1 protein-coding gene is annotated in these 14,402 nt (G+C 75.9%); it reads left to right on the top strand.

All coding sequences use genetic code 11. The annotated features are described in order from the left end of the window. The first annotated feature begins 3 nt into the window (after nt 1-3). Entirely contained in the window at nt 4-14,400 is a 14,397-nt protein-coding gene (locus ACZ4Z2_RS07985) for a type I polyketide synthase (RefSeq protein ID WP_468073529.1), read from the top strand. The last annotated feature ends 2 nt before the right edge of the window (nt 14,401-14,402 follow it).

Consider the following 14,402-nt stretch of genomic DNA (forward strand, 5'->3'; position numbering starts at 1 on the left):
CTCATGACCCGAACGCCGTCGTCCTCCTCCGACACGACCGTCGTGGAGGCGCTCAGGGACGCCCTCAAGGAAACCGCCCGGCTGCGCCGCGAGAACCGGCAACTCCAGGCCGGTGTGGGGGAGCCGGTGGCGGTGGTGGGGATGGCGTGCCGGCTGCCGGGTGGGGTGGAGTCGCCTGCCGGGTTGTGGGAGTTGGTGGCGGAGGGCCGGGACGGTGTGTCGGGGTTTCCGGTGGACCGGGGTTGGGATGTGGAGGGGTTGTTCGATCCGGATCCGGATCGGCCGGGGACGTCGTACACGCGGCATGGCGGGTTTCTGCATGATGCGGCGGAGTTCGACGCGGAGTTCTTCGGGATCTCGCCGCGTGAGGCGTTGGCGATGGATCCGCAGCAGCGGTTGTTGCTGGAGGCGTCGTGGGAGGCGGTGGAGTCTGCGGGTGTCGATCCGCACGCGTTGCGGGGCAGCCGCACCGGAGTCTTCGCCGGAATCATGTACCACGACTACGGACCCGCACTGCACATACCCGCCGGAGGCGTGGACGGCCAGCGGCTGACCGGCGGTGCCGGCAGCGTCCTGTCGGGTCGGGTGGCGTTTTCGTTGGGGCTTGAGGGTCCTGCGGTGACGGTGGATACGGCGTGTTCGTCGTCGTTGGTGGCGGTGCATCTGGCGGTGTCGGCGTTGCGGGCGGGGGAGTGTTCGCTGGCGTTGGCGGGTGGGGTGACGGTGATGTCGTCGCCGGGGACGTTTGTGGAGTTTTCGCGGCAGCGTGGGTTGTCGGTGGATGGGCGGTGTCGGTCGTTCGCGGCGTCGGCCGGCGGGACGGGGTGGGCGGAGGGGGTGGGGCTGCTGGTGTTGGAGCGGTTGTCGGATGCCCGTCGTCTGGGGCATCGGGTGTTGGCGGTGGTGCGGGGGAGTGCGGTCAATCAGGACGGTGCGAGTAATGGGTTGACGGCGCCGAGTGGTCCGGCGCAGGAGCGGGTGATCCGGGCGGCGTTGTCGTCGGCGGGTGTGTCCGCTGCTGATGTGGATGTGGTGGAGGCGCACGGGACTGGGACGCGGTTGGGTGATCCGATCGAGGCGCAGGCGTTGCTGGCGACGTATGGGCGGGATCGTGCGGCGGGGCGGCCGTTGTGGCTGGGGTCGTTGAAGTCGAACATCGGGCATGCTCAGGCGGCTGCGGGTGTGGCTGGTGTGATCAAGATGGTGATGGCGCTTCAACGGCGTGCGTTGCCGAGGACGTTGCATGTGGATGAGCCGACGCCGTTGGTGGACTGGGCTTCGGGTGGCGTGGAGTTGCTGACGGAGCAGCGGGAGTGGGAGGCGGTCGAGGGGCGTCCGCGTCGGGCGGGGGTGTCGTCGTTCGGGATCAGCGGCACCAATGCCCACCTCGTCCTGGAGGAAGCGCCGCCCGCCCCCGAACCGGAAGCGACCCCCGAACCGGAAGCGACGCCCGAGCCCGACACCTCCCCCGTGCCGCTGGTGCTCTCCGCCCGTACCCCGGACGCACTGCGCGACCAGGCACGTCGCCTGCTGCCCCTGCTGCGGGACACCGCCGGGCCCGCCGCCCGCGACCTCGCCTTCTCCCTGCTGACGTCCCGTTCGCTGTTCGACCACCGTGCCGTCCTCGGCGGGGACCGGCGGGCATGGGAGGAAGGGCTCGCGGCGCTCGCCGACGGTGAGCCCGGCGCGGACGTGGTGGCGGGCGAGGCCGCCGCCACCGGACCGGTCGTGTTCGTCTTCCCCGGTCAGGGTTCGCAGTGGACCGGCATGGCGGCGGAGCTGCTGGCGGAGTCGCCGGTGTTCGCGGCCCGGATGGAGGAGTGCGAGCGGGCTCTGGCACCGTTCGTGGACTGGTCGTTGCTGGACGCCGTGCGCTCGGGACAGGCGTGGGAACGCGTCGATGTGGTCCAACCCGCCCTCTTCGCGGTGATGGTGTCGCTGGCGGCGGTGTGGCGGTCGTTCGGTGTGGTGCCGGACGCGGTCATGGGGCACAGCCAGGGTGAGATCGCCGCCGCCGTCGTGTCGGGCGCGCTGTCCCTGGAGGACGGGGCCAAGGTCGTGGCCCTGCGCAGCCAGGCGCTGGGTGTGCTGGCCGGACGCGGCGGCATGGTCTCCGTGGCCCTCGCGCACGACCGCCTGACCGACCTGCTCGCCGACCGCCCCGGACTGTCGGTCGCCGCCGTCAACGCCCCCTCCGCCGGGGTGGTGTCCGGCGACCCCGACGCCCTGGCCGCGTTGCTCGCGCACTGCGAGGCCCAGGGCGTACGGGCCCGGCGCATCGACGTCGACTACGCCTCGCACTCCGCCCACGTGGAGGAGATTCGCGAGACGCTCCTGGATGCCCTGGTCGGACTGCGGCCGACGGCCGCCCACGTGCCGTTGTACTCCACCGTCGAGGGCGGCTGGCAGGACACCGCCCGGATGGACGCCGACTACTGGTACCGCAACCTGCGGGCCACCGTCGGCTTCGCACCCGCCGTCCGCACCCTCGCCGAGTCCGGGTACACGGGGTTCATCGAGGTCAGCCCGCACCCCGTGCTCACCATGGGCATCGAGGAGACCGTCCACGAGGCGGGCTGCGAGGCCGTGGTGCTCGGTACGCTCCGGCGTGACGAGGGCGGGCTGCGGCGCCTGCACCACGCGCTCGGCGAAGCCTTCGTACGCGGGCTCCCCGTCGACTGGAAGCCGGCCCTCGCCGGCACCGGTGCCCGTCTCGTGGACCTGCCCACCTACCCGTTCCAGCGCCGCCGCTACTGGCTGGAGGCCCCGCGGGCGTCGGACTCCGCCGCCCCGGCCGACGACGGACTGTGGCGCGAGATCGAGGCCCAGGACTCAGCGGCCCTCGCCGACACCCTGGGGGTCGACCCCGGGGCGGTGGGTGAGGTGCTGCCCGCCCTGTCCGCGTGGCGTTCCGAACGCATCCGGGGGCGGCGCGCCGACAGCTGGCGTCACCGGGTGGGATGGCGTCCGCTGACGCTCGCGCCGAGGGCGTCGCTGTCCGGGCGGTGGCTCGTCGTGCTTCCGGCGGCCGACAGCGGCGCCGATGTGCTGGCCGCGCTGACGGCGGCCGGGGCCGAACCGGTCCCCGTCGTCGTCTCCGCCCCCGACCAGGACCGGGAATCCCTCGCGGCCTCCCTGCGTGCCGCGTCGGGCGCGGACCCCGTGGCCGGCGTGTTCTCGTTGCTGGCCGAGGAGATGCGCCCGCACCCCGCCCATCCCGACGTGCCCGCCGGGCTGTCCCTGACCCTCGCCCTCGTCCAGGCACTCGGCGACACCGGCACGGACGCCCCGCTGTGGTGCGCCACCCGGGCCATGGCGGCCGTGGGCGGCGGCGAGCGGCCGGGCACCAGTGCGCAGGCCGCGGTCACCGGACTGGGCCGGACGGTCGCCCTGGAACGGCCCGGCCACTGGGGCGGCCTCGTCGACCTGCCCGCCGTGCTCGACGAGCGGGCCGCGGACCGGCTGGGCGCGGTCCTCGCCGTCGTCACCGACGAGGACCAGGTCGCCGTGCGCTCCTCCGGCGTCTACGGGCGCCGCCTGCTCCCGGTCGGTCCCGGCCGCGCGGCCGAGGCCCACCACAGCCCGAGCGGCACCGTACTCATCACCGGCGGCACCGGCGGGATCGGGGCCCAGGTCGCCCGCGAACTCGCCGAGCGGGGAGCCGCCCACCTGCTGCTGCTCAGCCGCCGCGGCCCCGACGCCCCCGGCGCGGACGAACTGCGCGCCGAACTCACCGCGCTCGGCGCACGGGTGACCCTCGCCGCCTGCGACGTCGCCGACCGCGCGCAGCTGACGGCGGTCGTCGCCGCGATCCCCGAGGAGGAACCGCTCACCACGGTCGTGCACGCCGCCGGGGTCCTCGACGACGGCACCCTCGACGCCCTCGACCCGGCCCGCCTCGCCACCCTGATGCGCGTCAAGGTCACCGCCGCCCGCGCCCTGCACGAGGTCACCGACGGCATCGGCCTCGCCGACTTCGTCGTGTTCTCCTCCTTCATGGGCGTCCTCGGCAGCGCCGGCCAGGGAAACTACGCCGCCGCCAACGCCGCGCTCGACGCCCTGGTCGCCGAACGCCGGGCCGCCGGACTGCCCGGCACCTCCCTCGCCTGGGGCGCCTGGGGCGGCGGCGGCATGGTCGACGACCGGATCGCCGACCGCCTCCGCCGCCTCGGCATCACCCCCATGGAACCCCGGGCGGCCGTCCGGGCCATGACGGCCGCCCTCGCGGACCACGACGAACTCTGCGTCGTCGCCGACGTGGACTGGCAGCGCTTCCGGGAGGCCGTCGGACTGCGCGCCACGGCGCTGCTGAGCTGCCTGCCCGGATCCGCCGACGCGCGGACCCCGGCACCGGCCGGACCCGCCGAGCAGGACGGGCAGGACGGGCAGTTGCGTGGGCAACTCGCCGCGCTCCCCGCCGCCGAACGGTCCCGCCACATCACCGACCTCGTGCGCACCCACGCCGCGACGGTGCTGCGCCACGGCGCGGCCACCGACATCGCCCCCGGCCGGGCCTTCGCCGAACTCGGCTTCGACTCGCTCACCGCCGTGGAACTGCGCAACCGGCTCGGCACAGCCACCGGACTGCGGCTGCCCACCACCCTCCTCTTCGACCACCCCACACCCCAGGCACTGGCCACCCATCTCCTCGCCGAACTCGCCCCGTCGGACCCCCCGACCGAGGAGGCCGGCGCGGCCCTCCCCGGGGGGACGGCCGCCGTCGACGACGACCCGATCGCGATCATCGGCATCGGTTGCCGCTTCCCCGGCGCCGTCCACGGCCCGGACGCCTTCTGGCAGCTGCTCACCGAGGGACGGGACGTCATCGCCGACTGGCCGCCGGACCGGGGCTGGGACACCGACCGCCTCTACGACCCCGACCCGGACCGGCCCGGCACCACCTACAGCCGGCGCGGCGGATTCCTCCACGACGCCGGAGGCTTCGACGCCGCCTTCTTCGGGATCTCGCCCCGCGAGGCCCTGGCCATGGACCCGCAGCAGCGGCTGCTCCTGGAGACCTGCTGGGAGACCGTCGAACACGCCGGTATCGACCCCACCGCCCTGCGCGGCCGCCCGGTCGGCGTGTTCGTCGGCACCAACGGCCAGGACTACCCCGGCGCCCTCGACGGCGCGCCCGGCGTCTCCGAGGGCCACGTCATGACGGGCAACACCGCCAGCGTGATGTCGGGCCGGATCTCGTACGAACTGGGCCTCGACGGGCCCGCGCTGACCGTGGACACCGCGTGCTCCTCCTCGCTGGTGACCCTGCACCTGGCGGCCCAGGCCCTGCGCCGGGGCGAGTGCGCGCAGGCCCTCGCCGGGGGTGTCACCCTCATGACCACGCCCAAGCTGTTCGTCGAGTTCAGCCGCCAGCGCGGACTGGCCCCGGACGGCCGCTGCAAGGCGTTCGCGGCCGGCGCCGACGGCACGGGCTGGGCCGAGGGCATCGGCATGCTCCTCCTCGAACGCCTCTCGGACGCCCGCCGCGAAGGCCACCGGGTGCTCGCCGTGCTCAGCGGCACCGCCGTCAACCAGGACGGCGCCAGCAACGGCCTGACCGCGCCCAGCGGGCCGGCCCAGCAGCGCGTCATCCGGGCCGCGCTCACCGACGCCCGGCTCACGGCCGCGGAGATCGACGCCGTGGAGGCGCACGGCACCGGCACCCGGCTCGGCGACCCCATCGAGGCCCAGGCCCTCCAGGCCGTGTACGGCGCCGGACGGACCGCCGACGAGCCGTTGTGGCTGGGCTCGGTCAAGTCCAACATCGGCCACACCCAGGCCGCCGCCGGTGTCGCGGGCGTCATCAAGATGGTGCTCGCCCTGCGCCACGGCGAACTGCCCCGGACCCTGCACGCCGACGAACCCAGCACCCACATCGACTGGGACACGGCGGGCCTGCGGCTCCTCGGCGAGCACACCCTCTGGCCCCGGACCGGGCGCCCGCGCCGCGCCGGCGTCTCCTCGTTCGGCATCAGCGGCACCAACGCACACGTGATCGTGGAACAGGCACCCGATGCGGGCGATGCGGACGGCCCGGCCGGACAGACCGCGACCGGTGGCGCGGGGCGGACCCGCCCCTCCCCGGCCCGGACGCTGCCGCTGCTGCTGTCCGCCCGGACGCCGGCCGCGCTGCGCGACCAGGCCGCCCGACTGCTCGCCCACCTCGACACCGGCCCCGGCACCCCGCTGCCCGACGTGGCCCTGGCCCTCGTCCGCGGACGGGCCGCCCTGGAGCACCGGGCCGCCGTGCCCGGGAACGACGAGTCGGCCGCGCGCCGCGCGCTGGGCGCCCTGGCCGCCGGGACGTCGGACCCGGATCTGGTCACCGGCCTGGCGGCACCCGGGCGTACCGTCCTGCTCTTCCCCGGTCAGGGAAGCCAGCGGGCCGCCGCCGGAGCCGCGCTCTACCGCGACGAGCCGGTGTTCGCCGACGCGTTGGACGACGTACTCGCCCACTTCGCCCCCCACCTCGACCTGCCGCTGCGGGACATCCTGTTCGCCGCCGAGGACGACGAGCGGGCCCCGCTGCTGCACCGCACCCGGTACACCCAGCCCGCGCTGTTCGCGCTGGAGGTGGCCCTGTTCCGGCTGCTGGACCACTGGGGAGTCGTCCCGGACCTGCTCATCGGCCACTCGGTCGGCGAACTCGCCGCCGCGCACGTCGCCGGGGTGCTGGACCTGCCCGACGCCTGCGCCCTGGTCGCCGCCCGCGGCCGTCTCATGGACGAACTGCCCGGCGGCGGCGCCATGGTGGCGGTCGAGGCCGGCGAGGACGAAGTGCTCCGGGTGCTCGGCGAACTCGGTCTCCTCCGAGAGGCCGCCGACGGCACGGTCGGCATCGCGGCCGTCAACGGACCGGCGGCAACCGTGCTCAGTGGTGACGAGGACGCCGTCCTGCGCGCGGCCGAGGAGTTCCGCCGCCAGGGGCGCCGGACCCGGCGGCTCACGGTGAGCCACGCGTTCCACTCCGCCCGGATGGACGGCATGCTCGACGCCTTCCGCGAGGTGGCCGAGGGCCTGTCGTACGCCGAGCCCCGCATCCCCGTGATCTCCAACCTCACCGGTGAGCCCGCCTCCGCCGCCGAGTTGTGCTCCCCGGAGTACTGGGTGCGGCACGTGCGCGGCGCGGTGCGGTTCATGGACGGCGTACGGCGACTGGCCGACGAGGGGGCGACGACGTTCCTGGAGGCCGGGCCGGGCGGCGTGCTCTCCGCCCTGGTGCCGGCCTGTCTGCCGGAGGACGGGCCCGGCGTCGCGGCGGTCCCGCTGCTGCCCAAGGGACAGCCGGAGGGGGCCTCGGTCGTCGCGGCCCTCGCCCGCCTGCACGTCCGCGGGGTCGCCGTCGACTGGACCGCCGGGCACGGGGACACCACCGCCCCGCATGTCGACCTGCCCACCTACCCCTTCCAGCACGAACGGTTCTGGCCGCGCCCGGCCGCCCGGAAGGGTGAGGACGGCGCCCCCTCGGGCTCCGACGCCTTCTGGGACCTGGTCGGCACGGCCGACGCACCGTCGGTCGCCTCGCTGCTGGGACTCGACGAACGGGCGCCGCTCGGGGACGTACTGCCCGCGCTGTCCGCCTGGCGTGCGCGCCGGGACCAGGAGTCGGCCGCCGCCCGACACCACTACCGCGTCGCATGGCAGCCGCTGGCCCTGCCCGCCCGCATCCGGTTGTCCGGGTCGTGGCTCCTCGCGGTGCCGGACGACCCCGCGGTCACGGAGACGGCCGCGGCCGTCGAACGAGCCCTCGCGGAGCACGGCGCCGAGACGACCGTCGTCCGGATCGCCGCCGGCGCCGGACGCGCGGAACTGGCCGAACGGCTCCCCGCCGGGGCCACCGGTGTGCTCTCGCTGCTGGCGCTGACCGACCTCCCGCACCCGGACGACGCTCCGCTCGGGGCGGGGCTCGCCCTCACCCTGACCCTTCTCCAGGCCCTCGGCGACACCGGCAGCCGCGCCCGGCTGTGGTGCGTCACGTCCGGCGCGGTCGGGGCGGGCCAGGACACGCCGCCGTCGCCCGCCCAGGCCCGGGTGTGGGGACTCGGCAGGGTCGCCGCCCTGGAACACCCCGACCGCTGGGGCGGCCTGGTCGACCTCCCCGAACGGCTCGACCCCGCCGCCCTGCGCGGTCTGTGCGCGTGCCTGAGGGGTGCGGACGGCGTCGACGCCGGGCACGGCGACGGCTCGACGGCAGGGCTCGCCGGTGAGGATCAGATCGCGATCCGCCCGTCCGGTCTGCTCGGCCGACGGCTGGTAGGCGCCCCGGCGGGCCTCCCGGCCTCCGGCGGCCGTGTCATCGCCGTCGCCGATGCCGCCGCCACCGGCGACGATGTCACCCCCGACGCCGTACCGGCCCCGACCGACGCCGTACCGGCCCCCACCGGCTGGCGCCCCCGGGGAACCGTGTTGGTCACCGGCGGCACGGGCGGTATCGGGCGGCACGTCGCCCGCTGGCTGGCCCGGGAAGGGGCCGGGCACCTCGTGCTGGCCGGCCGGCGGGGAACGGCCGCCCCCGGCGCGGCGGCGCTCGTGGCCGAGCTGGAGCAGGCGGGGGCCCGGGTCACCGTGGCCGCCTGCGACCTCGCCGACCGGGCCGCGACGGCCGCGCTCGTCGAGCGGCTCCGGGCGGCCGGGGACACACCGCGCGCGGTCTTCCACGCCGCGGGCACCGTCTCCGACACCCGCACCGAGCAGTGCACACCCGCACAGCTCCACGCCGAACTGGCCGCCAAGGCGGACGGAGCCGACCACCTCGACGCACTCCTCGCCGACGAACCGCTCGACGCCTTCGTGCTGTTCTCCTCCATCGCGGGCACCTGGGGCAGCGGCGGCCAGGCCGCGTACGCCGCCGCCAACGCGCACCTGGACGCCCTCGCCGCCCGGCGCAGGGCCCACGGGCGCACCGCGCTCTCCGTCGCGTGGGGCCCCTGGGAGGGCACCGGCATGGCCGACGGCGACGCCGGCGCCGGGCTGCGCCGGCAGGGCCTCGTCGGCCTGCGGCCCGAAACGGCGCTGACCGCACTCCGCCAGGCCCTGGACACGGGACGCACCGAGGTCGTCGTCGCCGACGTGGACTGGCGGCGCTTCGTCCCCGTCTTCACCTCCGGACGCCCCAGCAGGCTCCTGGAGACACTCCCCGAGACCGCCGGGACCGCCGTTGCCCCCGAACCGTTCGAGGGCCGGCCGCCGGCCGGCACCGCAGCACCGGAGGACCACGCCGGCCGGTGGCGCGACCGGCTCACGGCTCTCCCCGAGGCTGAGGGCGACCGGCTACTCGTCGAACTGATCACCACCGAGGCGGCGGCGATCCTCGGCCACGGATCTGCCGGACGCGTCGACCCCGAACGCCCGCTGCGCGACATCGGCTTCGACTCCATCACGGCCGTCGAACTCCGCAACCGGCTCGTCGCCGCCACCGGCTTCCGCCTCCCGGTCACCGGCCTCTTCGACCACCCCACGGCGACCGGCCTCGCCCGGCACATCCGCGAGGGCCTCACGGGCGCCGCACGACCCCCCGCCGACCCGGACACCACCGCACCCCCGGCCCCGCACGTCACCGATCCCGCCGACGACCCGCTCGCCGTGGTCGCGATGGCCTGCCGCTTCCCCGCGGGCGTGCGCGCCCCGGAGGACCTGTGGCGGCTGGTGACCGACGAGGTGGACGCCATCGGCGCCTTCCCCACCGACCGGGGCTGGGACCTGGACTCCCTGTACGACCCCGACCCGGACCGGCCGGGCACCTTCTACAGCTCCGGCGGCGGATTCCTCGACGGGGCGGGCGACTTCGACGCCGCCTTCTTCGGGATCTCACCCCGTGAGGCGCTGGCCATGGACCCGCAGCAGCGGCTCCTCCTGGAGACGTCCTGGGAGGTCCTCGAACGCGCCGGGATCGACCCGCTGTCGGTCCGCGGCAGCCGCGGTGGCGTCTTCGTCGGCGTGGCCTCCCAGGGCTACGGCACCGGACCGGGCACGGCGACCGACGGAGTCGAAGGGCACCTGCTGAGCGGCAACGTCACCAGCGTGGCGTCCGGCCGGATCGCCTACACGCTCGGCATCGAGGGCCCGGCCGTCACCCTCGACACCGCCTGCTCCTCCTCACTGGTCGCCCTGCACCTCGCCGGTCAGGCGCTGCGCGCCGGTGACTGCTCCTTCGCGCTCGTCGGCGGCGCCGCCGTGATGGCCGCCCCGGACGTGTTCGTGGAGTTCAGCAAGCAGGGCGGTCTCTCGCCCGACGGCCACTGCCGCTCGTTCGCCGACGGCGCCGACGGCACCGGCTGGGGCGAGGGTGCCGGCATGATCCTCGTCGAGCGGCTGTCCGACGCCCGGCGCCTCGGCCACCCCGTGCTCGCCCTGGTCCGGGGTACGGCGGTCAACCAGGACGGCGCAAGCAACGGCCTCACCGCCCCCAACGGCCTCGCCCAGCAGCGGGTGATCCGCGAGGCACTCGCCCACGCCCGACTGACCACCGCCGACGTCGACATGGTCGAGGCACACGGCACCGGCACCGTCCTCGGCGACCCCGTCGAGGCACAGGCACTGCTGGCCACCTACGGCCAGGGCCGCCCGGCGGACCGGCCGCTCTGGCTGGGCTCGCTGAAGTCCAACCTCGGCCACACCCAGGCCGCGGCGGGCGTCGCGGGACTGATGAAGACCGTCCTGGCCATGGGGCACGGAACGCTGCCCAGGACCCTGCACGCCGCCGAACCCACCTCCCGGGTCGACTGGTCCGGCGGCGCCGTCCGGCTCCTCGACCGGGCCCGCCCCTGGGCGGCCCCCGGCCGCCCCCGGCGCGCCGGAGTCTCGGCGTTCGGCATGAGCGGCACCAACGCCCATGTGATCCTGGAGGAGGCGCCCCCGGAGCCGGCCATCCCGGAGCCGACCGCCGCTCAGGACAGCGGCGCCCGGCACGACGCCCCCTCGTCGCCCGCGCTGCCCTGGCTCCTGTCCGCCCGCTCGCAGCCGGCCCTGCGCGCACAGGCCGCGCGGCTGCACGCCCACCTCACCGACCGACCCGAACTGCGACCCGCCGACGTCGCCCACGCGTTGGCGACCACCAGGTCCGCCCTCCCGCACCGGGCCGTCGTCGTCGGCACCGGCCGCCGTGAACTGCTGGACGCGCTGGCCGCCCTCGCGGACCGGTCGGCCGCGTCCGGGGCCGTCGAGGGACAGGCCCGCGGCGGCGGCCGCACCGTCTTCGTCTTTCCCGGTCAGGGGTCGCAGTGGGCGGGGATGGGGGCGGATCTGCTGGACTCGGCTCCGGTCTTCGCGGAGCGGGTGGCGCAGTGCGAGCGGGCGCTGTCGCCGTACGTGGACTGGTCGTTGACCGGTGTGCTGCGGGGTGAGCCCGGTGCGCCCTCGTTGGAGCGGGTGGATGTGGTGCAGCCCGCGTTGTGGGCGGTGATGGTGTCGTTGGCCGCGCTGTGGCGGTCCTGCGGCGTGGAGCCGTCGGCAGTGGTCGGGCACAGCCAGGGGGAGATCGCGGCCGCCGTGGTGGCGGGGGCGTTGTCCCTGGAGGACGGGGCCAAGGTCGTCGCCCTGCGCAGCCGGGCCCTCGTGGCGCTGGCCGGGGCCGGCGGCATGGTGTCCCTCGCCGTCTCCGAGGACCGGGCCCGAGCCCTCCTGGCACCCCACGGCGACCAGGTCTGCGTGGCCGCCGTGAACGGCCCCGACGCGGTGGTGGTGGCCGGCCGGACGGACGCGCTCACGGACCTCCTCGCGGCCTGCGAGAGGGACGGCGTACGGGCCCGGCGCATCCCCGTCGACTACGCGGCCCACTCGGCCCAGGTGGCCCGGGTCCGCGACGACCTGCTGGCCGCACTGGCCGACGTGACGCCCCGCACGGGCGGGACACCGCTGTACTCCACGGTCACCGGCGAACCCCTCGACGGATCGCTGCTGACGGCGGACTACTGGTACCGGAACCTGCGCGAACCCGTCGAGTTCGCGCGGGCCACCGCACGGCTGCTGGACGCCGGGTTCGACCTCTTCGTCGAGACGAGCCCGCACCCCGTGCTCACCGCCGGAGTCGAGGGAACCGCCGAACGGGCGGGCCGGACCGTCACCACCGCAGGGACGTTGCGGCGCGACGACGGCACCCCCGCGCGGTTCCTCGCCTCGCTCGCCGAAGCCTGGACCACCGGAGCTCCGGTGGCCTGGCCGGATGTCGTGGCCCAGGCCGCGCCCGGCGCCCGACCCGTCCCCCTGCCCACCTACGCCTTCCAGCGGACCCGGTTCTGGCTGCCCACCCCGGGCCGCACCGCCCCGGCGGCCGCCCTGGCGGACGGCGCCGCACAGGACCGCTTCTGGGCGGCCGTGGACAGCGGCGACCCGGCCGGGCTGGCCACAGCCCTCGGCGCGGACGCCGACGCCACACCGGAGGGCTTCGTCCCGGCGCTGCGCGAGGTGCTGCCGGTGCTGTCCGGCTGGCGTCGCGCCCGGCTCGACCGGGACGCCGTAAGGTCCCTCGGCTATCGGGTCCACTGGCAGCCGGTGGCCGACCCGCCCGCCGCGCCGCTCGACGGCGACTGGCTCCTCGTCGTACCGAAGCAGCACACCGACGACCCGCTCGTCGGCGCGTGCCAGGACGCGCTGCGGCTCGGGGGTGCGCGGGCCCGTACCGTCACCGTCGACGCGGGCGACGCGGCCCGTACGGCGCAGGACGTCGCCGACTCCGTCGCGGACGCGGCCCGGCCGGTGTCCGGCGTGCTGTCCCTGCTGGCCCTGGACGAGCGTGCGGCGGCGCGGGAGGCCCTGGTGCTCGCCGGAACCGCCGCCACCCTCGAACTGCTCAAGGCCCTGGACACCCTGGGGATCGACGCCCCGCTGTGGTGCGTGACCGGCGGCGCGGTCGCCGTCCACCCCGACGAGCGGCTCACCCGTCCGGGCGGGGCCCAGCTGTGGGGGCTCGGCCGGGTCGTCGGCCTGGAACAGCCCGGGCGCTGGGGCGGCATCGCCGACCTGCCACCGCACCCCGGCCCCGACGAGGTACGCCGCCTCGCCGCGTTCCTCGCGGGCGGTCACGAGGAGGACCACCTCGCCGTACGGCCCACCGGCGCTCACGCGCGCCGACTCGTCCACGCCCCGGCGCCCGACGCCTCGGCGGGCCGCGACCGGACACCGGCCGGAGGGACCGCCCTGATCACCGGCGACACCGGGACGCTGGGCGCGGACATCGCCCGCTGGCTGGCCCGGCGCGGCGCCCGCCAGGTCGTCCTGGCCGGGGACCGGAACGCGGATCAGGAGGCCGTGGCCGCCCTGCGCGACGAACTCGCTGAACTGGGAGCCGAGTTGACCGTGCCCGACGGCCCGGACGCCCTGGCCGGCCTGCCCGGCGAAGCACCCCTGACCGTCGCCGTCCACCTCGCCCGCGCCCATGACCCCGGCGCGTCGCTCGCCGAACTCACCCCCGAGGACCTGGAGGGCGCCCTGCGTTCCGTCCTCGGCCCGGTGGCCGACCTCGACGCGCTGCTCGACGGCCACCCCGCACCGGACTCCGTCGCCCTCGCCGTGCTGTTCCCGCTGAGCGGTGTCTGGGGGGCCGCCCGGCGGGGCGCCGCCACCAGTGCCTACGCCGCCCTCGAAGCGCTGGCCCGCGACCGCCGGGACCGGGGCAGCCGCTGCGTCACCCTCGCCCTCGGCGGTCAGGAACCCGCGCCCGCCGGCTCCGACGCGGTGGAGCGCCCCCTGGAAGCGGACACGGTCCTCGCGGCCCTGCAGCAGTCGCTGGACCACGACGAACCCGCCGCGATCCTCGCCGACGTCCGCTGGGACCGCGTCGTGGCCGCCGTGCCCGACCCCCGCGCGCTGCGGCTGCTCAGCGAACTGCCCGAGGCCGCCTCCGCCCCGGACGACACCACGCGGGACGACGAGGACGACGCGGCCGCCGAACTCGCCCGCCGGCTCGACCCGTTGGACGAACCCGCGCGCCGCCGTCTGCTGCTCGACCTGGTGTGCGACCACGCGGCCGCCGTCCTCGGCCACACCGGCCGTCAGGCCGTCCCGGCCGACCAGGCGTTCTCCGCCGTCGGGTTCGACTCGATGCTCGCCGTGTCCTTCCGCAACCGGCTGCGCACGGCGACCGGTGTCCCCATCGCCGCGACGGTGGTGTTCGACCATCCCACCCCCACCGCCCTGGCCGACCACCTGTACGACGGGTTGTGCGCCCGTCCCCAACCGGCCGTCCCAGCGCTCGCCGAACTCCGGGCGCTGGAGGCGGCCCTGACCTCCGCCGACCCGCGCGCCCAGGGCGCCGACGAGCTCGGCGCGCGCCTGCAGGACCTCGTACGGACCTGGGCCCGGCGCACAGCGCCCGACACCGGCCCGGCGGACGCCGACGCGATCGGTTCGGCCAGCGCCGACGAGCTGTTCGACCTGCTGGACAACAACTTCGGAATGGCCTGAGG

This window comes from Streptomyces sp. NPDC030183, from assembly GCF_055573455.1.